The organism is Nocardioides sp. T5 (assembly GCF_048161455.1).
In the GTDB taxonomy this organism is placed as follows: Bacteria; Actinomycetota; Actinomycetes; order Propionibacteriales; family Nocardioidaceae; genus Nocardioides.
In genome coordinates this window covers 1,107,189-1,127,747 of record NZ_CP182415.1, presented here as the reverse complement: position 1 = coordinate 1,127,747, position 20,559 = coordinate 1,107,189, and the positions used below count along the sequence as shown (strand labels likewise).

Below are 20,559 nucleotides of genomic sequence, written 5' to 3'. Positions count from 1 at the left end.
GCCAGGCGGTGTGACGGACGCAATTCCTCGGGAGACGTCGTCCGGGTCTAGAGTTAGGCGAGCCTAAGCAAAGTAAGGACGCCCCCGTGACGACTTCCCCGCGCCGCGCGACCACGCGCGCCAGTGTGGCCCTGGCCGCCACCCTCCTGACCGCCTCCACCCTGTCGGGGTGCGGCGTCTTCGGGTCCCCCGACCTCGTCATCTACAACGCCCAGCACGAGCAGCTGCTCGACGAGATCGTCCCGCTCTTCGAGGAGGAGTCCGGCCTCGACGTCGAGCTGCGCAGCGGCAAGGACCTCGAGATGGCCAACCAGATCGTCGAGGAGGGCGACGACTCCCCGGCGGACGTGTTCCTCACCGAGAACTCCCCCGCGATGAGCATCGTCGACAACGCCGGCCTGTTCGCCGAGCTGCCCGAGTCGGCCACCGCGACGATCCCGGAGCAGTACGTCCCGGCCGACCGCACGTGGACCGGCTTCCTCGCCCGCTCGACCGTCGCGATGTACAACACCGACACGATGACCGAGGCCGACATGCCCGCCTCGATCCTCGACTTCGCCGACCCGGAGTGGCAGGGCCGCGTCGCCTTCTCCCCCACCGGCGCCGACTTCCAGGCGATCGTGTCCGCCGTCCTCGAGCTCGAGGGCGAGGAGGCCACGGCCGACTGGCTCGCCGGCCTCAAGGCCAACGGCGTGATCGTTCAGAACAACCTCGTGGTGATGCAGTCCGTGGACTCCGGTGAGGTCGACGCCGGCATCGCCTACCACTACTACTGGTACCGCGACCGCCAGGAGAACGGCGAGGACTCCGACTCCTCGGCGCTGCACTTCTTCGGCGACCAGGACCCGGGCGCGTTCCTCAGCATCTCCGGCGCCGGCATCCTCGCCAGCAGCGAGAACCAGGACGCCGCGGAGGAGTTCGTCACCTGGCTGACCGGCACCGAGGCGCAGCAGGCGATGGCGGAGTCCTACGCCCTGGAGTACCCGCTCAACCCCGACGCGAGCCTCGCCCCCGAGGTCAAGCCCTTCGACGAGCTCGAGCCGCCCGCGGTCGACGTGGCCGCCCTCAACGGCCCGCAGGTGACCGAGCTGATGACCGCGGCAGGCCTCCTCTGACCACGTCCCCTGCCCGGTCCGGGCGTCGTACGCCGCTCCCGCTGCTCGTCACGGGCGCGGCGGTGGCGCTCCTGGCGCTGGTGCCGTTGTTCTACGTGGCCACCTACGTGGTCATCATCGGACCGGTCGACCTCTGGCAGCTCCTGGCCCGTCCGCGCATCGCCGAGCTGCTGCGCAACACCGTCACCCTCGCGACCGCCTGCATGGCCGCCACCGCCGTGCTCGGCGTCGCGCTGGCGGTCCTCGTGGAGCGCACGGACCTGCCGGGGCGCCGCCTGTGGCACGGCCTCCTCGTCGCCCCTCTCGCCGTCCCGGCCTTCGTCAACGGCTACGCGTGGGTCTCGCTCGACCGCAGCGTCCACGGGTTCTCCGGCGCCTTCACCGTGGTCACGCTGTCCTACTACCCGCTCGTCTACCTCCCGGTCGTCGCGATGCTCCGTCGCCTCGACCCCGCGCTCGAGGAGTCGTCGTGGTCGCTCGGCCACTCGCGCGCCCGCACCTTCCGCACCGTCGTGCTGCCGCAGCTGCGCCCGGCCGTGCTCGGCGGTGCGCTGCTGGTCGGCCTGCACCTGCTCGCCGAGTTCGGCGCGCTGTCGCTGCTGCGCTTCCCGACGTTCACGACCGCCATCTACGACCAGTACGGCTCGACCTTCAACGGCACCGCCGCCACCGCGATGGCCGGCGTGCTCGTCCTGCTCTGCCTCGTCCTGCTGCTCGCCGAGCTGCGCCTGCGCGGCAACCGCAGGTACGCCCGGCTGGGCCGCGGCGCCGCCCGGCACGCCGTACCCCTCGCGCTCGGCCCCTGGCGCTGGCCGGCCCTCGCCGCCGCCGGAACCGTCGTGGCCCTCGCCATCGGCGTCCCCGCCTACTCCCTCGTGCGCTGGCTCCTCGTCGGCACGTCGACCGAGTTCCCGCTGGCCGAGCTGGCCGAGGCGCTCGTCGCGACGGTCGCCCTCGCCCTCGCCGGCGCGGTCGTCACGACGCTCGCGGCGATCCCGGTCGTCTGGCTGGCCGTCCGCCACCGCGGGTGGGCGAGCACCGTCATCGAGCGCAGCACCTACATCGCCAACGCCCTGCCCGGCATCGTCGTCGGCCTCGCGCTGGTCGTCGCCTCGCTGCGCCTCGTGCCGGGCGTCTACCAGACCGCCGCGCTGCTCGTGGCGGCGTACGTCATCCTCTTCCTGCCGCGAGCCGTGGTGACCGTCCGTGCCGGGCTCGAGCAGGCACCGACCGTGCTCGACGACGTCGCGCACAGCCTCGGCACCGGCCCGCTCGCCACCGCCCGCAGGGTCACCCTGCCGCTGATCGCGCCCAGCCTCGGGGCCGGAGCGGCGCTGGTCTTCCTCGCGATCTCCACCGAGCTCACCGCGACCCTGATGCTCTCCCCCATCGGCACCAGCACGCTCGCCACCGAGTTCTGGTCGGCGTCCTCCGAGCTCCGCTACGGCGCCGCCGCTCCCTACGCGCTGCTGCTGGTGCTCGTCTCCATCCCCGCCACCGTGCTGCTGATGCGCACCGACTCACCGGCCAACCAGACGGAAAGGATCCCGGCATGACCTCCGTCTCCGTCACCGGGGTGACCAAGTCGTTCGGCGCGACCCGCGCCGTCGACGACGTCACCCTCCACGTGCCGCACGGCTCCTTCACGACGGTCCTCGGGCCGTCGGGCTGCGGCAAGACGACGTTGCTGCGGCTCATCGCCGGCTTCCTCCTCCCCGAGTCGGGCAGCATCGCCTTCGGCGACACGACGGTCGCCGGCGACGGCGTGCGCCCGGTGGCCCCGCAGGCGCGGCGGGTCGGCTACGTGCCCCAGGAGGGCGCGCTCTTCCCCCACCTCGACGTAGCTGCCAACATCGCGTTCGGCCTGCCGCGCGAGGCACGTGGCGGCGGTCAGGGACGCGACCGCGTGGCCGAGATGCTCGACCTCGTCGAGCTGCCCGCCGACTTCCGCGACCGGCGTCCCGACGAGCTGTCCGGCGGCCAGCAGCAGCGCGTCGCGCTGGCCCGGTCCTTGGCGCCGCAGCCCGCCGTCGTGCTCCTCGACGAGCCGTTCTCCTCCCTCGACGCGAGCCTGCGCGGCAGCACCGCGCGGGCCGTGCGGCGCGCGCTCGAGGCGACCAACACCACCGCACTGCTCGTCACCCACGACCAGAACGAGGCGCTCTCGCTCGCCGACCAGGTCGCCGTGATGCGGGCCGGCCGGCTGGTGCAGTCGGCCCCGCCGAGCGAGGTCTACCTCTCCCCGACCGACCCGCAGGTCGCCGAGTTCGTCGGCCGCGCCGTGGTGCTGCCGGGCACCGCCACCGACGCCCGTGCCACGTGCGCGCTGGGCGAGGTCGTGCTGACCGAGCCGACCACCGGGCCGGTCGCGCTGATGATCCGCCCGGAGCAGGTCTTCGTCGACCTCGCCCACGACGAGGGCGTCCGCGGCACGGTCGAGGAGGTCAGCTACTACGGCCACGACTGCGCCGTGCAGGTCCGTCTCGACGAGGGCACCTCGGTGCTCGCGCGGATGGCGGGCGTGCGCCACCCGGGCCCCGGCGACGTCGTGCACCTGCGCGTGACCGGGCTGGTCCGTGCCTACCACCCGGCAGGCGCGGAGTGACCCTCACCTCGTCCCAGCCCGCGCTCGACCGGTCCACGAGGGTCGGACCGGTCCTCGACCACGCGCGCTTCGGCACCGCCCCCGCGGTGGTCGCCGGCGACGAGGTCCTCACCCACGCCGACCTCGCCCGACGCGTGGCGGACCGCGCGGCCACGTGGGGCCCGGCCCGCCGGCTGGTGCTGGTCGAGGGCGCCAACGACCTCGACTCGCTCGTCGCCTACCTCGCGGCGCTCCAGCACGGTCACGTCGCCCTCGTCGTCCCCGACGGCCGCCCCGCCGAGCGCGACGCGACCGTCGCCGCCTACGACCCCGACATCGTCTGCACGAGTGGCGCGCGCGACGACGTACGACGCACCGCCGGCGCGCACGACCTCCACCCCGACCTCGCACTCCTGCTGAGCACCTCGGGCACCACCGGATCGCCCAAGCTCGTGCGGCTCTCGCGCGACAACGTCGCGAGCAACGCCGCCGCGATCGCCGACTACCTCGACCTCACCCCCACCGACCGCGCCGCCACGACACTGCCGCTGCACTACTGCTACGGCCTGTCGGTCCTGCACTCCCACCTCGTCGTGGGCGCCAGCGTCGTGCTGACCGACCTGAGCGTCGTCGACGAGTGCTTCTGGGACCTCGCCGCGCGCACGGGTGTGACCGGCCTCGCCGGCGTGCCGCACACCTTCGACCTGCTGGCAGCCAGCGGCTTCGAGGACCGTGACCTCCCCACCCTGCGCCGGGTGACCCAGGCCGGCGGCCGGCTCGCGCCGGACGACGTACGCCGCTGGAGCCGGTTCGGCCGCAGCCGCGGGTGGGACCTCGTGGTGATGTACGGCGCCACCGAGGCCACCGCGCGGATGGCGTGGCTGCCCCCCGACCTCGCCGAGGGGCACCCGGGCAGCATCGGCGTCGCGATCCCCGGCGGGCACCTCCGTCTCGACGAGTCGGTCGACGACCGCCCGGGCGTCGGTGAGCTCGTCTACTCCGGCCCCAACGTGATGCTCGGCTACGCCGAGGAGCCTGCCGACCTGGCCCTCCCGCGCGTCACGACCGAGCTGCGCACCGGCGACCTCGCCAGCGAGCGGGGCGGCCTCTTCGAGGTGGTCGGGCGACGCAACCGCTGGGGCAAGGTCTTCGGGCTGCGCATCGACCTCGACGCCGTCGAGCGCACCCTCCGGGCCGACGTCGACCGGCACGCCCGGGTCGTCGCCACCGGGCGGTCCGTCCACGCCTTCGTGACCAACGGCCGCCGCCGTGCCGCCGCCATCTCGCTCGTCGCCGACCGGTGCGGCGTCCCTCCGCACGCCGTGCAGGTCTCCGTCGTTCCGCAGGTGCCGCACACGAGCAGCGGCAAGCCCGACTACGCAGCCCTGGCCGACCTCGCCACGCAGGTCGAGCAGGAGGACGGCGCCCCGGACGCGTCCGCCGGGGCTGGCCGCACCGTGCGCGCCGACGTCGTCCGGGTGCTAGGCCGCCCCGACGCCACCGACGCCGACTCCTTCGTCTCCCTCGGCGGCGACTCGCTCTCCTACGTCGAGCTCGCGACCCGTCTCGCCCACCACTTCCCCGGCGGGCCGCCTGCCGGGTGGCACGTGCGGAGCATCGGCGAGCTCGAGCAGCTGGCGGGCGACGATCGCCGGCGCCCGCGCACCCGCCTCGACACGTCCGTCGCGCTGCGGGCGCTCGCGATCGTGATGATCGTGGCCAGCCACGTCGACCTCGTCGGCCTCGAGGGCGGCGCCCACCTGCTCCTCGCGCTCGCCGGGTTCAACTTCGCGCGCTTCCAGCTCTCCGCACCCGGCGGCGCCCGCGACCGGTTGCGCCACGGCCTCTCCGGCCTGGCCCAGCTCGTCGTCCCGGCGGTGCTGTGGGTGGGCGGCGTCGCGCTCGTGCTCGGCAGCTACGACCTCACCACGGTCCTGTTCGTCCGCGAGGTGGTCAACGGCTCGGAGTGGGACGACCAGTGGCAGCTGTGGTTCCTCGAGTCGCTCGTGTGGCTCACCGCCGCCGCCCTGGCCGCGACCACCCTGCCCGTGCTGCACCGGCTGGAGCGTCGTACGCCGTTCCGGTTCGCGCTCGCGGTCCTCGCCGTCGCGACCGCGGCGCGGATCGCCGAGGTCGGCCTGCGGGCCGGCCCCACCGAGCGCTACACCACGCTCGTCGTCGCGTTCTTCTTCGCCCTCGGGTGGGCGGGCGCGCGGGCGGAGACGACCCGCCAGCGCGCGCTCGTCTCCGCACTCGCTCTCGTCCTGGTCGCCGGGTTCTTCGGCGAGGTGCACCGCGAGGTCATCGTGCTCGGCGGCTTCCTGCTCGTGCTGTGGCGTCCTCAGCTGCCGGTCACGCCCCTGCTCGCCCGGGCCGCAGGCGTGCTCGCCGGCGCCAGCCTCTTCATCTACCTCACCCACTGGCAGGTCTATCCAGCGCTCGAGGACGCCGGCCACCAGTGGCTCGCGCTTGTGGCGTCGCTCACAGTCGGGATCGCCTACGCGCGCGTCGTACGGCCCGTGCACCAAGCAGTCGGTCGCGCGGTGCTCGGAGCGCGGTAGCCTGCCGAGCGGTACGCCCCTCCGGCCACCGCGGCCGCCGACCCAGTGTCCCCGTCAGGAGTCCTCGCGTGAGCTTGAAGAAGGTCCTCATCGCCAACCGCGGCGAGATCGCCGTCCGCGTCATCCGCGCCTGCAAGGACGCCGGCATCGGCTCTGTCGCCGTCTACGCCGACCCGGACCGCGACGCCCTCTTCGTGCGGCTCGCCGACGAGGCGCACTCCCTCGGCGGGGCGACGCCGGCCGAGTCCTATCTCGACATCGCCAAGATCATCGCGATCGCCGAGAAGTCCGGCGCGGACAGCATTCACCCCGGCTACGGCTTCCTCGCCGAGAACGCCGAGTTCGCCCAGGCCGTCATCGACGCCGGGCTGATCTGGATCGGTCCCCCGCCGGCCGCGATCGAGGCGCTGGGCGACAAGGCCCGGGCCAAGCACATCGCCGACAAGGCGAAGGCCCCGCTCGCGCCGGGCACCAAGGACCCCGTCAAGGATGCCGACGAGGTCGTCGAGTTCGCCAAGGCCAACGGCCTGCCGGTCGCGATCAAGGCCGTCTTCGGCGGCGGCGGACGCGGCCTCAAGGTCGCCCGCACGCTCGAGGAGATCCCCGACGCCTACGAGTCCGCCGTCCGCGAGGCCGTCACCGCGTTCGGTCGCGGCGAGTGCCTGGTCGAGAAGTTCCTCGACAAGCCCCGCCACGTCGAGACCCAGTGCCTGGCCGACCAGCACGGCAACGTCGTCGTGGTCTCGACCCGCGACTGCTCGCTGCAGCGACGCAACCAGAAGCTCGTCGAGGAGGCCCCCGCGCCGTTCCTCACCGACGAGCAGATGAGCGAGCTCTACGCCTCGTCCAAGCGCATCCTCACCGAGGCCGGCTACCACGGCGCCGGCACGTGCGAGTTCCTCGTCGCCCAGGACGGCACCATCTCCTTCCTCGAGGTCAACACCCGCCTCCAGGTCGAGCACTGCGTCTCCGAGGAGGTCACCGGCATCGACCTCGTGCGCGAGATGTTCCGCATCGCCGCCGGCGAGGAGCTCGGCTACGACGACCCCGAGATCCGCGGGCACTCGATCGAGTTCCGCATCAACGCCGAGGACGGCGGCCGCAACTTCATGCCCGCCCCCGGCACGCTGACCCGCTGGCACGCACCGGCCGGACCCGGCGTACGTCTCGACGGTGGCTACGACCAGGGCGAGACCATCCCCGGCTCGTTCGACTCCCTGATCGCCAAGCTCATCGTCACCGGCCGCGACCGCACCCAGGCCCTCGAGCGCTCGCGCCGCGCGCTCGACGAGTTCGTCGTCGACGGCATGCCCACCGTCATCCCGTTCCACCGCGCAGTCGTCCGCGACCCGGCCTACGTCGGTGCCTCCACGCCCACCGGCGAGGGCGAGTTCACCGTCTACACGCAGTGGATCGAGACCGAGTTCGACAACCAGATCGAGCCCTACTCCGGCGACGCGGGCGAGGCCGACGAGCAGGGCGAGCGCCAGAAGGTCACCGTCGAGGTCGGCGGCCGCCGGCTCGAGGTCGTCCTGCCCGCCGGGCTCGGCGGGCTCTCCCCCTCCGGGGGAGCCGGCGCGGCGAACGGTGCGAAGAAGGCCGGCAAGCGGTCGGCGAAGAAGGCCGGCGCCGCTGCCTCCGGCGACTCCGTCACCTCGCCCATGCAGGGCACCATCGTCAAGGTCGCCGTGGAGGAGGGCCAGGAGGTCGCCGAGGGCGACGTGGTCGTCGTCATGGAGGCGATGAAGATGGAGCAGCCCCTCAAGGCCCACAAGGCCGGCACCGTCGCCGGGCTCCAGGCCGAGGTCGGCGCCACCGTCACCAACGGCGCGGTCATCTGCGAGATCAAGGACTGATCCCTCCGGGACGTCATGGGAATCGGTGGCTCGGACCTCGCTTTCCCATGACGTCCCGTCCCGCCACAGCATATAGATAGCAAGCGCTCACTTTTTATGTGAGACTGATGCCGTGACCACGACCCGCGAACGGCGTACGCAGGCGCAGCGCCGCGAGGGCACCATCGGCGCACTGCTCGAGGCGACCGTCACGTGCCTGACCGAGCGGGGGTACGCCGCCACCTCGACCGCCGCGGTCTGCGCGGAGGCCGGCGTCAGCCAGGGGGCGCTCTTCCGCCACTTCCCGACCCGGCAGGCGCTGCTGGTCGCGACCGCGGAGCACGTGGCGACCCGCAACGTCGAGGCGTTCCGCACCACGACCGAGGGCGCGGCGGTCGTCACCGTCGACGACGTGGCGGACGTGCTGGCCCACCTGCGGGCCGCAGTCCTCTCCCCCACCAACCAGACCTGGCGCGAGCTCCTCGTCGCGGCCCGCGCCGACACCGACCTGCGCGACGCGCTGCTGCCCGCGCGCGAGCTGCTGCAGGCGCAGATGCTCGACGTCGCCGGCGCCCTGTGGGGCGACCGGCTCTCCGCCGACGACCTCCCCGCCGTCCTCAGCATCGTGGTCAACATGCTCGACGGGCTGGCCTTCTCGGCCCTCGACCCCGACCCCGCCGCCGCACCCGGCCGCACCGTCGAGCGGGCGCTGCACCTGCTCGCCGAGATGATCGTCAGCCACTACCCCGAGGAACCGTCATGACCCCCGACTTCACCCCCGACGCCATCGTCGTCGGCGCCGGCCTCGCCGGGCTGGTCGCCACCCACGAGCTCGCCCTCGCCGGCAAGCGCGTGCTGGTGCTCGACCAGGAGAACCGCGACAACCTCGGCGGCCAGGCTTGGTGGTCGCTCGGCGGGCTGCTCTTCGTCGACAGCCCCGAGCAGCGCCGGATGGGGATCTCCGACTCCCCCGAGCTGGCCTGGCAGGACTGGCAGGGCTCGGCGCAGTTCGACCGCCTCGGCGACGGCACCGACGGCCCGGGCCGCGGTGAGGACTTCTGGCCGCAGCAGTGGGCGAGGGCGTACGTCGACTTCGCCCACCGCGAGAAGCGCGACTACCTCCGCGCCCTGGGCCTCCGCTCGCTCCCCTTCGTCGGCTGGGCCGAGCGCGGCGACGGACGCGCGACCGGCCACGGCAACTCGGTCCCCCGCTTCCACCTCACCTGGGGCACCGGACCCGAGGTCGTCCGCATCTTCGCCGAGCCGGTCCAGCAGGCCGAGACGGCCGGGCTCGTACGCCTCGCCTTCCGCCACCAGGTCGACGAGCTCGTCGTCAAGGACGGCGCGGTCGTCGGCGTACGCGGGACCGTGCTCGCCGACGACGACGCCCCCCGCGGCGTGAGGTCCAACCGCGACGCCGTGGGCGAGTTCGAGCACCGCGCACCGGCCGTCGTCGTCACCTCCGGCGGCATCGGCCACAACCACGAGCTCATGCGGCGCAGCTGGCCGACCGCGCGGGTCGGCGCCGCGCCCACCCACCTGATCTCCGGCGTCCCCGCGCACGTCGACGGCCGCATGCAGGGCATCGCCGAGACCGCGGGCGCGACGATGGTCAACCGGGACCGGATGTGGGCCTACGTCGAGGGCATCCACAACTGGGACCCCGTGTGGCCCGACCACGCGATCCGGATCCTGCCCGGCCCGTCGTCGATGTGGTTCGACGCCAACGGCAAGCGGCTCGAGGGCATGTCCGGCGTCCCCGGCGCGGACTCGATCGGCGCGATGAAGCAGATCCTGGCCACCGGGCACGACTACTCGTGGTTCATGCTCACGCAGTCGATCATCGAGAAGGAGTTCGCGCTCTCCGGCTCCGAGCAGAACCCCGACATCACCGGCAAGGACCTGAAGTTCCTGGCGCAGAGCCGGCTGGCGAAGGGCGCTCCCGGCCCGGTCGAGGCCTTCAAGGAGCACGGCGTCGACTTCGTCGTGGCCGACACCCTGGCCGAGCTGGTGGCCGGGATGAACGAGATCGCCCGCGGTCCGGAACTGGACCTCGACGACCTCGAGCGGGACATCGTCGCGCGCGACCGGCAGGTCGACAACGCCTTCACGAAGGACGTCCAGGTCATGGCGATCCACAACGCCCGCCGCAGCCGTACGGACAAGCTGATCCGCGTCGCCAGGCCCCACCGGATCCTCGACCCGGCGCACGGCCCGCTGATCGCCGTCCGCCTCAACATCCTCTCGCGCAAGACGCTCGGCGGGCTCGAGACCGACCTCGACGGCCAGTGCGTGGCGGCGGACGGCAGCCGGGTCCCCGGCCTGTACGCCGCCGGCGAGGTCGCCGGCTTCGGCGGTGGCGGCGTCCACGGCTACAACGCGCTCGAGGGCACCTTCCTCGGCGGCTGCATCTTCTCCGGCCGAGCCGTGGGCCGGGCGCTGGCGCGCTGATCGAGGGTTCGCCGCACTGGTGACACGGACCGCGGCTGACGTGTGCGGTTGCGGGTGAAACTACGTCCGATCTGGCGTTCCCGTGGGCGGCGCCGGCCAGGGATCCCGCTCACAGTGGATGGGTGAGCAACCACCCCTCCACCATCCGCGGCACGGCTGTCGACGCGACCGCCACGCTCGGCGTCCTGGTGGTCGGAGCCTGGGTGCTGGCGATGATCGCCCCGCTGGTCTCCGCGGTCGCGGTGTTGCTGACCGTCGGGCTCTACGTCCCGGTGCGTCTCCGTGCGTCTCACAGGCCGGGCAGCTCTCGCGTGCGGACGATGTCCTCCGCGATCACGTAGACCTTCTGGTTGCGCTGGCTCGACATGCGCTTGAGGTAGTCGAAGGCTTGGCCGGCGTCGATCCCGAGTCGCTCCATCAGCACGCCCTGCGCCTGGCCGATGACCAGGCGGCGACCGAGTGCGACCCGTAGGTGGTCGATCTCCACCCCCGCCGCCTCGAGCGCGCGAACGAGCCGGTCGTTGTCCTCGATCCCATCTGCGGTCACGCTCGACCTCACAGCCGCGGACCGATCGGTGCCAGCGACCTCAACGCCTCGTTGATCAGCGTGGTGGCCGGCTCGGCGGAGTCGAGCTCCTCCTCGATCCGCCTGTGGTCGAGCCCGTCGAACCAGGCCAGCTGCACGGCGTGGGACTGAGCGTGGGTGAGGCCGGCGGCCAGCAGGACCGAGTCGTCGATACGGGGAGCCGGTGCAGCCTGCCCCACCGCGCGCGGCGAGAGGCGACCGGCTCGTACGGCCATCCGGTGGGCGATGACGAGCATCCAGGCCGCGGCGCTCGAGTGGGACGGGTCGTAGGACGGCGCGCGGCGCCACGCCTCGATGAACGCTTCGCGGGTGATGCTCTCCGAGGCGTCCTCGTCCCGGAGCAGGCACGTGACCATGCCGAAGACGCGTGGAGCGAGGCGGTCGTAGAGCTCGGCGAACGCCTCCGCGTCACCGCTGCCGGACCTGACGAGGAGCCGTTCCAGCGGTCCTGCGCGACCGGCTCCTGCTCTCGGCATCGCTCGTGTAGCCACAGGTGCCCTCCCAGACCCCGACTGCGGCATGGTGCCTCGTGCACAAACCACTTGTGCACAAGATACATGCGTAGGGCAGAATGGCGCGACATGGGGACGATCAAGGCACCGCCGCTGGACGAGCAGCTGTGTTTCGACCTGTACGCCGCATCACGGGCCGTGACTGCGGCCTACCGCCCGGTCCTCACCCGGCTCGGCATCACCTACCCGCAGTACCTCGTGCTGATCGTCCTGTGGGAGCACGAGAGCTGCACCGTCCGCGACCTCGCCGCCCAGCTCCGCCTGGACCACGGGACGCTGACCCCGCTGCTCAAGCGGATGGAGGCGGGAGGCCTCGTCGAACGCCGTCGCGACAACGCGGACGAGCGCTTCGTCGTCGTGTCGCTGGCCGGCAAGGGCGAGTCCCTGCGTCGGCACGCGGAGGCGATCCACTGCGACATGGTGGACCAGCTCGGCCTCGGGAGACAGGAGTTCGCGGAGCTGCAGGAGACCCTGCGGGTCCTCACCGCAAGGGTCTCGCCCCCCGCGTGACGAGCCGGCGCGTTGCGCGGGCGACAGCCTGACGCGGATCGTGCGGTTGCGTGCTCGAGCTACGCCAGACCCACGGCTTCGACGAGCGCCGCCACGTGGTGCTCGAAGAGGTCGCCGGGCTCGCTGAAGGTGTCGGCGCCGTACTGCCCGAACACCTCGAACGACACGCACCCGAAGAGCGCCGCCCAGGCGAAGAGCCCGCGCACGACGAGCCGGTCGGGGGCGGTCAGGCCCATCTGCTTGCGGATGCGCGCCAGGTCGCGGGACAGGCGTCGCGGGGTGAGCGGCGCGTCGTCGAGCGAGATCGCCCCCGCCTGCCACGCGTCCTCCCAGACCTCGACGAGCCGACCGACGACGCGCGTGCCGGGGCCGGTGGTCTGCTCGGCGGGTGCCTCGTAGCCGGGCACCGGGCTGCCGAAGAGGAGGGCATACGTCGCCGGCTCAGCCAGCGCCCACACGCGGGTCGCGCGGGCGATCGCGACGACCCGGCCCGCGTGGTCGTCGCGGTCGACCGGCTCGAGGGCGGCATCCACGGCGTCGCCGAGCTCGTCGTAGCCGTCGACCACCAGCAGGGTCAGCAGCTCGTCGCGGCTGGCGACGTAGCGGTAGATCGCTGACGACACCAGGCCCAGGTCGCGCGCCACGGCCCGCAGCGACAGCGCCGCGGCCCCCTCGGTCGCCAGGTGCTCACGGCCGATGCGGACGATGTCGCGCATCGTCTGTTCGCGAGCCCTGCTGCGAGGCGTCGATGCCGTGTCGTCCATGAGCCGATGGTGCCACATCTGTGAGCGCCTGTGACAAATGAGAGCACTGCTCTTGATTTTCCGCTGCTCCGGGTGTCATGCTGGTCGAAACGAGAGCACTGCTCTCTCTTTCCGAGGAGAACCCATGAGCACCATCCACGTCGTCACCGGAGCCGGCCCCGTCGGCTCGACCGTCGCCCAGCAGCTCGCCGACGCCGGCGAGCAGGTCCGTCTGCTGACCCGGTCGGGCAGCGGACCGGACCACCCCTCCATCGAGCGGCGGAAGGTCGACGTCTCCCGACCCGACACCCTGGCCGGGGCCTTCGAGGGAGCAGTCGCGGTGCACCACTGCATCCACGGGTCGGCGTACGACGCCCGCGTCTGGCGCGCCGAGCTGCCGCAGGCCGAGCGGGCCGTCCTCGAGGCGGCCGGACGCGTCGGCGCGGTCGTGGTGTTCCCCGAGAGCCTCTACTCCTACGGCCCGGTCGACGGCACCCTCACCGAGGCGACGCCCCGCACCGCGACGACCGGCAAGCTGGGCGTGCGCACCGAGCTGCTGGCCCAGCGCGAGGCCTCGCCGACCCCGACGATCAGCGTCGCCGCGTCCGACTTCTACGGCCCCCTGGTCCGCAACGCCCACGCCGGGGAGCGCCTGGTGCCGACGGTCCTGGCCGGTCGCACGATGCGCGTGCTCGGCAGCCCCGACCAGCCGCACTCCTTCACCTACGTGCCCGACCTGGCGGCCGCGATGATCGCCGCGGCTGCGCGGCCGGAGCTCTGGGACTCGTTCCTCCACGCGCCGACGGCTGCCCCGGTCACCCAGCGCCGCCTCGTCGAGCTGGTCGCCGAGGCCGGCGGCGTCCGCGCCCCGAAGGTCGCCTCGATCCCGGTGTCCCTCCTCGGCGCCGCGGGCGTCGTGTCACGCAGCGTGCGCGAGATGGCCGAGACCGGCTACATGTTCGACCGGCCGTTCGTCATGGACTCGACCGCCAGCGAGACCCGCCTCGGACTCTCCCCCACCCCGCTGTCCGACGGGCTCGCGCAGACGGTGGCGTGGTGGCGGACGCAGCAGCGGGCGGCCGCCTGAGCCCGACCGGGGTACGGACGGGTAACCCACGTCACACCCGTCACTCGATAGCGTGCCGCCCATGTTCTCCAAGGTGCTCGTCGCCAACCGTGGCGAGATCGCAGTCCGGGCCTTCCGTGCAGCGCGCGAGATCGGTGCGCGCACGGTGGCCGTCTTCCCCCACGAGGACCGCGGGTCCGAGCACCGGATGAAGGCCGAGGAGGCCTACCAGATCGGCGAGGAGGGCCACCCGGTCCGCGCCTACCTCGACCCGCAGGCGATCGTGGACGTCGCGGTGCAGTGCGGCGCCGACGCCGTCTACCCCGGCTACGGATTCCTGTCGGAGAACCCCGCCCTCGCCGAGGCGTGCGCCGCCGCGGGCATCACCTTCATCGGCCCCAGTGCCGAGGTGCTGACCCTCACCGGCAACAAGGCCCGCGCGATCGCGGCGGCCAAGGCCGCCGGCGTACCCGTGCTCGAGTCGGTCCCGCCGTCGACCGACGTCGAGGAGCTCCTCGCCGCCGCGGAGTCCATCGAGGCGCCCCTCTTCGTCAAGGCCGTCGCCGGCGGCGGCGGGCGCGGCATGCGACGCGTGAACGACCGTGCCGACCTGCGCGAGGCGATCGAGGCTTGCATGCGCGAGGCCGAGGGCGCGTTCGGCGACCCCACCGTCTTCATCGAGCAGGCCGTCGTCGACCCGCGCCACATCGAGGTGCAGATCCTGTCGGACGGGACCGGTTCCGAAGGCGGCGTGATCCACCTCTACGAGCGCGACTGCTCGGTGCAGCGACGCCACCAGAAGGTCGTGGAGATCGCCCCCGCGCCCAACCTCGACCCCGAGCTGCGCGATCGCATCTGCGCCGACGCGGTCCGCTTCGCCCGCAAGATCGGCTACAAGAACGCCGGCACCGTCGAGTTCCTGCTCGACCCCTCCGGCAAGTACGTCTTCATCGAGATGAACCCCCGCATCCAGGTCGAGCACACCGTGACCGAGGAGGTCACCGCCGTCGACCTCGTGCAGTCGCAGATGCTCATCGCCGCGGGCGCCACGCTCGCCGACCTCGACCTCACCCAGGACTCGGTCCAGCCGCGCGGCTTCGCCCTCCAGTGCCGCATCACCACCGAGGACCCCGCCAACGGCTTCCGCCCCGACACCGGCAAGATCACCACCTACCGCTCCCCCGGTGGTCCCGGCGTGCGCCTCGACGGCGGCACGACCTACAGCGGCGCCGAGATCAGCCCGCACTTCGACTCGATGCTGGCCAAGCTGACCTGCCGCGGCCGGACCTTCGAGGCCGCGGTGCAGAAGGCCCGACGCGCGCTCCTGGAGTTCCGCATCCGCGGCGTCTCCACCAACGTCGGGTTCCTCCAGGCCGTGCTCGCCGACCCCGACTTCGCCGCGGGCGGCGTCACCACCTCCTTCATCGAGGACCACCCGAGCCTGCTCAAGGCCAACCTCGGCGGCGACCGCGCCACCAAGCTGCTGGCCTACCTCGCCGACGTCACGGTCAACCAGCCGCACGGTGCCGCGCCCGTCACCGTCACCCCGGCCAGCAAGCTGCCGCGGCTCGACCGGTCCCAGCCGGTGCCCGACGGCACCCGCCAGCTGCTGCGCGAGGTCGGGCCCGAGGAGTTCGCCCGACGCCTCCGGGCGCAGAAGGAGGTCGCCGTCACCGACACGACCTTCCGCGACGCGCACCAGTCGCTGCTCGCCACGCGGGTGCGCACCCGCGACCTGCTCGCCGTCGCCGACCACGTCGCGCGCACCACCCCGCAGCTGTGGTCGGTGGAGTGCTGGGGCGGGGCGACGTACGACGTCGCGCTGCGCTTCCTCGCCGAGGACCCGTGGGAGCGGCTGGCCGCCCTGCGCGAGGCGATCCCCAACGTCGGCCTCCAGATGCTCCTGCGCGGGCGCAACACCGTCGGCTACACGCCCTACCCGACCGCCGTCACCGAGGCCTTCGTGCAGGAGGCGGCCGAGACCGGCATCGACGTGTTCCGCATCTTCGACGCCCTCAACGACGTCTCGCAGATGCGCCCGGCCATCGACGCCGTCCGCGCCACCGGCACGTCGGTGGCCGAGGTGGCGCTCTGCTACACCGGCGACCTGTCCTCGCCCGACGAGCGCCTCTACACCCTCGACTACTACCTCCGCCTCGCCGAGCAGATCGTCGACGCCGGCGCCCACGTGCTGGCGATCAAGGACATGGCCGGCCTGCTGCGCGCTCCGGCCGCGCGCACCCTCGTGACCGCGCTGCGCGAGCGCTTCGACCTGCCGGTCCACCTCCACACCCACGACACCCCCGGCGGCCAGCTCGCCACGCTGCTCGCGGCGATCGACTCCGGCGTCGACGCGGTCGACGCCGCCTGCGCCTCGATGGCCGGCACCACGTCGCAGCCCGCCCTGTCGGCGCTGGTGTCGGCGACCGACCACTCCGAGCGCGAGACGGGTCTCTCCCTCGCCGCCGTCAACGCGATGGAGCCCTACTGGGAGGCCACCCGCCGGGTCTACGCGCCCTTCGAGTCGGGCCTGCCCGCCCCCACCGGACGCGTCTACCGCCACGAGATCCCCGGCGGCCAGCTCTCCAACCTGCGCCAGCAGGCGATCGCGCTGGGCCTCGGCGAGAAGTTCGAGCAGGTCGAGGACATGTACGCCGCGGCCAACGACATCCTCGGCAACGTCGTCAAGGTGACGCCGTCGTCCAAGGTCGTCGGCGACCTCGCCCTCGCGCTCGTCGCGGCCGGCGCCGACCCTCACGCGTTCGAGGCCGACCCGGCGTCGTACGACGTCCCGGACTCCGTCATCGGCTTCCTCAACGGCGAGCTGGGCGACCCGCCCGGCGGCTGGCCCGAGCCGTTCCGGACCAAGGCACTGGCCGGACGCACCTGGAAGCAACCGACCGAGAACCTCACCGACGAGCAGCAGGCGAGCCTGGCCAGCGACCGCCGCGCGACGCTCAACGAGCTGCTCTTCCCGGGCCCGACGGCTGCCTTCCGCGAGTCCCGCGAGGCCTACGGCGACCTGTCCGCGGTGTCGACCATCGACTACCTCTACGGCCTGCGCCGCGGCGAGGAGCACCGCGTGCAGGTGCGCGAGGGCCGCGAGATGCTGTTCGGGCTCGAGGCGATCAGCGAGCCCGACGAGCGCGGCTACCGCAACGTGATGGCGACCGCCGACGGCCAGATGCGGCCGGTGCAGGTGCGCGACCGCAGCATCTCCGCCGACGTGGTCTCGGCCGAGAAGGCCGACCCGAGCAGCACCGGCCACGTCGCCGCGCCCTACGACGGGGCGGTGACGGTCACCGTCGCGGAGGGCGACAGCGTCGAGGCGGGCCAGACGGTGGCGACCATCGAGGCGATGAAGATGGAGGCCTCCATCACCGCGCCGGTCGCCGGCACGGTCAGCCGGCTCGCGGTCCGCGCCACGCAGGCCGTCGAGGGCGGCGACCTGGTGCTGGTGATCAGCCCTCGTTGAGGACGATCACGTCGGGGTCGGGCTCGGCGTACTCCGTGATCTCGGCGGGGTCCTCCCCCGTCACCTCGCGGTAGACCTCGGTGGCCACCGCGCGCATGCCGTTGATCTTGGGGTGGAACGGCGCGGCGATGCCCGCGCGGAACCGCGGGCCGTTGACCCACGCCCGGCCCTTGGCGCACACGTCGTGTCCGTCGGAGACCGCCGCCATGTCGACGTACGACGCCCCTGCCGCCCGCGCGCCGCGGCGGAGCGAGCGGTTGAGCAGCTCGGCGACCTCGGCCACCGGCGCCAGCACCTCGGCGGGCACGCCGACGGCGCCGCAGGTGCCCTCGGTGGGGAGGATGTCGGGGTAGCCGACGACGAGGACCTCGGCGTCGGGCGCGGCCTTCGCGATGCGGCGCACGGCCTGCTGCACTCGCCCGGCGACCTTGCCGGTGTCGGCGCGCAGCGTCTCGACCGGGCAGGCCACCGCCGGCCCACGCTGGCACTGGATGAGCGAGTCGTAGATGCCGAAGTCGTTGCCGCCGATGCCGAGCGTGACCAGGTCGGTCTCGTCGGAGAGCGCGTCGACCTGGGGCGGGGCGGTGTTGCCGTCGAACATCACCATCGGCTCGTAGAGGTCGCGGGTCGTCGCGGCCGAGCAGGTCACGTCGGTGTAGCTGGCGACGTCGAGCCAGTCGGCCACGAAGGCCGGGTAGTTGTCCTTCGAGCGCGCGCAGCCCTGCGGGTCGGTGCGCATCGTGCCGATGAACGGCCCGGCCGAGAACGAGTCGCCCATCGCGACGTAGTCGACGCGGGTGGTGACCTCGGTGTCGACGACGGGGTCGGGCAGGTCGACGTCACCGCCGCCGGCCGCCTGACCGGACTCGCAGGCGGACGCAGCGAGGGCGAGGGCGGCCACTGCCGCCGCCGTGCGGAACCGTCGGGTCACAGTCGGGCAGGCCCCTTCTGGCGCGGCAGCACGCTGAACGTGAACCAGTCCGAGCGCAGGCCGAGGTAGGAGCGGGTCTCGTCGCCGCTCACGCTCACGCGGCCACCGGTGAAGACGAACGCCATCTCGGCGACCCGCCCGCCCCAGTCGCCGTTGCCGTCGCGCGAGACGACCTCGATGCCGGTCAGGTCGCCCATGCCGGGCCAGTGCTTCTCGACCTGGGTGTCGTCGACCGTGGTCGTCCAGGTGGAGTACGCCGGGTTGGCAAGGCCGTCGTAGGGGTCGGCCTGCGCCACGAGGTAGGGCATGGAGCCCGCCGAGGAGAAGCCGCCGTTGCTGGCGGAGAACTGCGTGAACGCCGGACGTCCGTCGAAGAAGAGACCCTGCCCGGCAGTCGCCTCGATGGCCGCGGTCGCCGCCTCGTGCTCGACGTCGACCCCGCCGTAGACCTGGCACTGGGTGGTGTCGCAGAGGTCGTAGTGGGCCGCAGCGGGCTGGGAGCGCTCGAACGCCGCATAGGTGCGCGCCGCGACGGACTGGGCGCTGACCGCCGCTGCCGTCCAGAGCGCAGGAACCTCCTGCGGCACGACGCCGCGGAGGTAGGCCTCCATGCCGACGCGGTTGACGGTCTCGCGCTTGCCGCCCGGGCGTGCGGCGACCGACTGCAGGGTGCCGCGGTAGTCGCGCCGGGCGCCCCGCAGCACGAGGGTCAGGCGCCGGTCGGCGGCGGAGAACTCGGCCTCGCCGGGCACCTTCTTCCAGCGACGCCACGAACCGCCCTTGGTCCACTGGACGGCGGTGTCGCGACCGGCCGCGACCAGGCGCCACTTCCGCGCCCCGTTGGAGGGCAGGCGCCACGTGCGCGCGCGGGCGAGCGAGCGGACCTTGAGCCCCCGCTCCGCCGCGACCTGCACGTCACGCCCGGTGTCGGCGGTGATGAGCACCCGGACCTTGCCCCGCACCGCGCCCCACGTGGTGCCCGGGTAGTAGAACTCGTTGATCTGCTGCCACGTCAGGCCCTGCTGGGCCGCGCCGAGGGCGCCGTACTGCGACATGCCGTGACCGTGGCCGAAGCCGCGGCCGGTGATCGTGATCGCGCTGCTGCCCGGGGTGGACCAGGTCTCGACCGCCCGCCGCGGGTCGGCCGCCGACGCGCCGGCGGCGGATGCCGGCAGGGCGGGCAGCAGGAGCGCGCTCACGGCGAGCGCGAGCGGCAGCAGGCGGATACGAGATCGAGTCCGGGATTCGGTCATGGCGTGTCTTCTCCCCCGAGGACGACAGAGCAGGCGGAACAGAATCTCCGAGCGTACAGGTGGCCCAGCACGCCGGGGCCCGTAATGCCGGATCGGTGGCACGATGCACGGGTGATGGGACGACGACGTCGACAGCGCCACGAGCGCGAGCTCGCCGAGCTCGACGCCTTCCGGCACGTGCGCCGCGCCGCCGACGAGGACGTCACGCGGTTCGGCGAGGAGCTCGGCGGGCTGCACCTCGAGACGCTGGGCACCCCGCTCGACGACGCGATGCGCGCCGACTACCAGCGCGCGCTCGACGCCTACGAGGACGCCAAGGCCGGCCTTTCTCGTGCCGCCTCGCCCACAGACATCACCGGGGTGACCCAGAGGCTGGCGGACGGTCGCTTCGCCCAGACCTGCGTGCTCGCCGCACAGTCCGGGGTCGAGCGGCCCCAGCGCCGTCCGCCGTGCTTCTTCGACCCCGCCCACGGACCTGCGAGCCGCGACGTCGAGTGGGCCCCGCCGGGAGGCGTCCCGCGCGAGGTCCCGGTGTGCTTCCGAGACGCCGAGCGGCTTGCGGCCGGCACCCAGCCCGAGACGCGGCTCGTCCGGCTCGGCGACCGCAGGGTGGCCTGGTTCGCGTCCGGCCCGATGTACGCCGCCTGGGCCGGAGGGTGGTACGCCGACCTGGTCGAGGACGGGCGCTTCGAGGCCGAGCGCCTCACGATGACGTACGCCGGCACGATGCCCAGCGTCAACGCTGCGACCGCCGTTTCCCTCAGCGTCGCGTGGACCGACCCGGGAGCGTGGGACGGCGGCGGGATGATCGGCGGCCACGACTACTCCGGTTACGACGGCGCCGGCTGGGGCGGCGGCGCAGGAGGAGGGGGCGACGCAGGAGGCGGCGACGGCGGGGGTGGAGGCGACGGCGGCTGAACGCTGTCGCACCCGCCTG

The 20,559-nt window shown here is 72.9% G+C and carries 17 protein-coding genes; 12 read left to right on the top strand and 5 right to left on the bottom strand.

Annotation, left to right across the window (positions count from 1 at the left end):
• Positions 1 to 86 precede the first annotated feature (86 nt).
• The 8 genes from ACNKF0_RS05360 to ACNKF0_RS05325 all read left to right on the top strand — a co-directional run bounded on the left by ACNKF0_RS05360 (position 87) and on the right by ACNKF0_RS05325 (position 10,887).
• Positions 87 to 1,115 (top strand): iron ABC transporter substrate-binding protein, encoded by a 1,029-nt coding sequence (locus tag ACNKF0_RS05360; protein ID WP_416956404.1) that lies wholly within the window; start codon positions 87 to 89, stop codon positions 1,113 to 1,115.
• 62 nt (positions 1,116 to 1,177) lie between these two features.
• Entirely contained in the window at positions 1,178 to 2,671 is a 1,494-nt protein-coding gene (locus ACNKF0_RS05355) for an ABC transporter permease (RefSeq protein WP_416956402.1), read from the top strand.
• Complete coding sequence (locus ACNKF0_RS05350; RefSeq protein WP_416956400.1) at positions 2,668 to 3,720, top strand: ABC transporter ATP-binding protein; 1,053 nt, start codon at positions 2,668 to 2,670, stop codon at positions 3,718 to 3,720. The genes ACNKF0_RS05355 and ACNKF0_RS05350 overlap by 4 nt, the downstream gene beginning before the upstream one ends.
• The gene (locus tag ACNKF0_RS05345) at positions 3,717 to 6,260 is read left to right on the top strand and encodes an AMP-binding protein (RefSeq protein WP_416956398.1); all 2,544 of its coding nucleotides are present in this window, start codon (positions 3,717 to 3,719) and stop codon (positions 6,258 to 6,260) included. The genes ACNKF0_RS05350 and ACNKF0_RS05345 overlap by 4 nt, the downstream gene beginning before the upstream one ends.
• Before the next feature lie 74 nt (positions 6,261 to 6,334).
• Positions 6,335 to 8,116 carry an acetyl/propionyl/methylcrotonyl-CoA carboxylase subunit alpha gene (locus ACNKF0_RS05340; protein ID WP_416958429.1) on the top strand — a complete coding sequence of 594 codons (1,782 nt, stop codon included), beginning with the start codon at positions 6,335 to 6,337 and terminating at the stop codon, positions 8,114 to 8,116.
• A 112-nt stretch (positions 8,117 to 8,228) separates the two neighbouring features.
• Positions 8,229 to 8,858, top strand: coding sequence for a TetR/AcrR family transcriptional regulator (locus ACNKF0_RS05335; protein WP_416956396.1), 630 nt, complete (start codon positions 8,229 to 8,231; stop codon positions 8,856 to 8,858).
• Positions 8,855 to 10,546, top strand: coding sequence for an FAD-binding dehydrogenase (locus tag ACNKF0_RS05330; RefSeq protein WP_416956394.1), 1,692 nt, complete (start codon positions 8,855 to 8,857; stop codon positions 10,544 to 10,546). Before ACNKF0_RS05335 ends, ACNKF0_RS05330 begins: the two co-directional genes overlap by 4 nt.
• A gap of 122 nt (positions 10,547 to 10,668) precedes the next feature.
• Positions 10,669 to 10,887 (top strand): hypothetical protein, encoded by a 219-nt coding sequence (locus ACNKF0_RS05325; RefSeq protein WP_416956392.1) that lies wholly within the window; start codon positions 10,669 to 10,671, stop codon positions 10,885 to 10,887.
• On the opposite strand, the gene ACNKF0_RS05320 is transcribed toward ACNKF0_RS05325, so the two are convergent.
• Together ACNKF0_RS05320 and ACNKF0_RS05315 are read right to left on the bottom strand one after the other, a co-directional pair.
• Positions 10,836 to 11,093: an ANTAR domain-containing protein gene (locus ACNKF0_RS05320; protein ID WP_416956390.1), complete on the bottom strand. Its 258-nt coding sequence runs from the start codon at positions 11,091 to 11,093 to the stop codon at positions 10,836 to 10,838. The two genes, ACNKF0_RS05325 and ACNKF0_RS05320, sit on opposite strands and share 52 nt — an antisense overlap.
• An 8-nt stretch (positions 11,094 to 11,101) precedes the next feature.
• The gene (locus tag ACNKF0_RS05315; RefSeq protein ID WP_416956388.1) at positions 11,102 to 11,608 is read right to left on the bottom strand and encodes a sigma factor; all 507 of its coding nucleotides are present in this window, start codon (positions 11,606 to 11,608) and stop codon (positions 11,102 to 11,104) included.
• A 105-nt stretch (positions 11,609 to 11,713) separates the two neighbouring features.
• On the opposite strand from ACNKF0_RS05315, the gene ACNKF0_RS05310 reads away from it, so the two are divergent.
• On the top strand, positions 11,714 to 12,154 hold the full coding sequence (locus ACNKF0_RS05310) for a MarR family winged helix-turn-helix transcriptional regulator (protein WP_416956386.1): 441 nt from the start codon (positions 11,714 to 11,716) through the stop codon (positions 12,152 to 12,154).
• 59 nt (positions 12,155 to 12,213) lie between these two features.
• Here ACNKF0_RS05310 and ACNKF0_RS05305 read toward each other — a convergent pair whose 3' ends face one another.
• Positions 12,214 to 12,918 carry a TetR/AcrR family transcriptional regulator gene (locus ACNKF0_RS05305; protein WP_416956384.1) on the bottom strand — a complete coding sequence of 235 codons (705 nt, stop codon included), beginning with the start codon at positions 12,916 to 12,918 and terminating at the stop codon, positions 12,214 to 12,216.
• A 124-nt stretch (positions 12,919 to 13,042) separates the two neighbouring features.
• Between ACNKF0_RS05305 and ACNKF0_RS05300 the strand changes: the two genes are divergently transcribed.
• Positions 13,043 to 13,984 carry an NAD-dependent epimerase/dehydratase family protein gene (locus tag ACNKF0_RS05300; protein ID WP_416956382.1) on the top strand — a complete coding sequence of 314 codons (942 nt, stop codon included), beginning with the start codon at positions 13,043 to 13,045 and terminating at the stop codon, positions 13,982 to 13,984.
• Positions 13,985 to 14,045: 61 nt separating this feature from the next.
• A complete protein-coding gene (locus tag ACNKF0_RS05295; protein WP_416956380.1) occupies positions 14,046 to 17,438 on the top strand; it encodes a pyruvate carboxylase in 3,393 nt (1,130 codons plus the stop codon).
• On the opposite strand, the gene ACNKF0_RS05290 is transcribed toward ACNKF0_RS05295, so the two are convergent.
• Positions 17,425 to 18,369, bottom strand: a complete 945-nt coding sequence (locus ACNKF0_RS05290) for an SGNH/GDSL hydrolase family protein (protein ID WP_416956378.1) — start codon at positions 18,367 to 18,369, stop codon at positions 17,425 to 17,427. The two genes, ACNKF0_RS05295 and ACNKF0_RS05290, sit on opposite strands and share 14 nt — an antisense overlap.
• Positions 18,366 to 19,622 (bottom strand): SpoIID/LytB domain-containing protein, encoded by a 1,257-nt coding sequence (locus ACNKF0_RS05285; RefSeq protein ID WP_416956376.1) that lies wholly within the window; start codon positions 19,620 to 19,622, stop codon positions 18,366 to 18,368. The genes ACNKF0_RS05290 and ACNKF0_RS05285 overlap by 4 nt, the downstream gene beginning before the upstream one ends.
• Before the next feature lie 114 nt (positions 19,623 to 19,736).
• On the opposite strand from ACNKF0_RS05285, the gene ACNKF0_RS05280 reads away from it, so the two are divergent.
• Positions 19,737 to 20,540, top strand: a complete 804-nt coding sequence (locus tag ACNKF0_RS05280) for a hypothetical protein (protein WP_416956374.1) — start codon at positions 19,737 to 19,739, stop codon at positions 20,538 to 20,540.
• Positions 20,541 to 20,559: the final 19 nt, after the last annotated feature.

Excerpts from the sequence above, each read along its gene's own strand:
- ACNKF0_RS05350 (WP_416956400.1), top strand. The coding sequence starts at position 2,668 with ATGACCTCCGTCTCCGTCACCGGGGTGACCAAGTCGTTCGGCGCGACC.
- ACNKF0_RS05330 (WP_416956394.1), top strand. The coding sequence starts at position 8,855 with ATGACCCCCGACTTCACCCCCGACGCCATCGTCGTCGGCGCCGGCCTC.
- ACNKF0_RS05315 (WP_416956388.1), bottom strand. The coding sequence starts at position 11,608 with ATGCCGAGAGCAGGAGCCGGTCGCGCAGGACCGCTGGAACGGCTCCTC.
- ACNKF0_RS05310 (WP_416956386.1), top strand. The coding sequence starts at position 11,714 with ATGGGGACGATCAAGGCACCGCCGCTGGACGAGCAGCTGTGTTTCGAC.
- ACNKF0_RS05305 (WP_416956384.1), bottom strand. The coding sequence starts at position 12,918 with ATGGACGACACGGCATCGACGCCTCGCAGCAGGGCTCGCGAACAGACG.
- ACNKF0_RS05300 (WP_416956382.1), top strand. The coding sequence starts at position 13,043 with ATGAGCACCATCCACGTCGTCACCGGAGCCGGCCCCGTCGGCTCGACC.
- ACNKF0_RS05295 (WP_416956380.1), top strand. The coding sequence starts at position 14,046 with ATGTTCTCCAAGGTGCTCGTCGCCAACCGTGGCGAGATCGCAGTCCGG.
- ACNKF0_RS05285 (WP_416956376.1), bottom strand. The coding sequence starts at position 19,622 with ATGACCGAATCCCGGACTCGATCTCGTATCCGCCTGCTGCCGCTCGCG.
- ACNKF0_RS05280 (WP_416956374.1), top strand. The coding sequence starts at position 19,737 with ATGGGACGACGACGTCGACAGCGCCACGAGCGCGAGCTCGCCGAGCTC.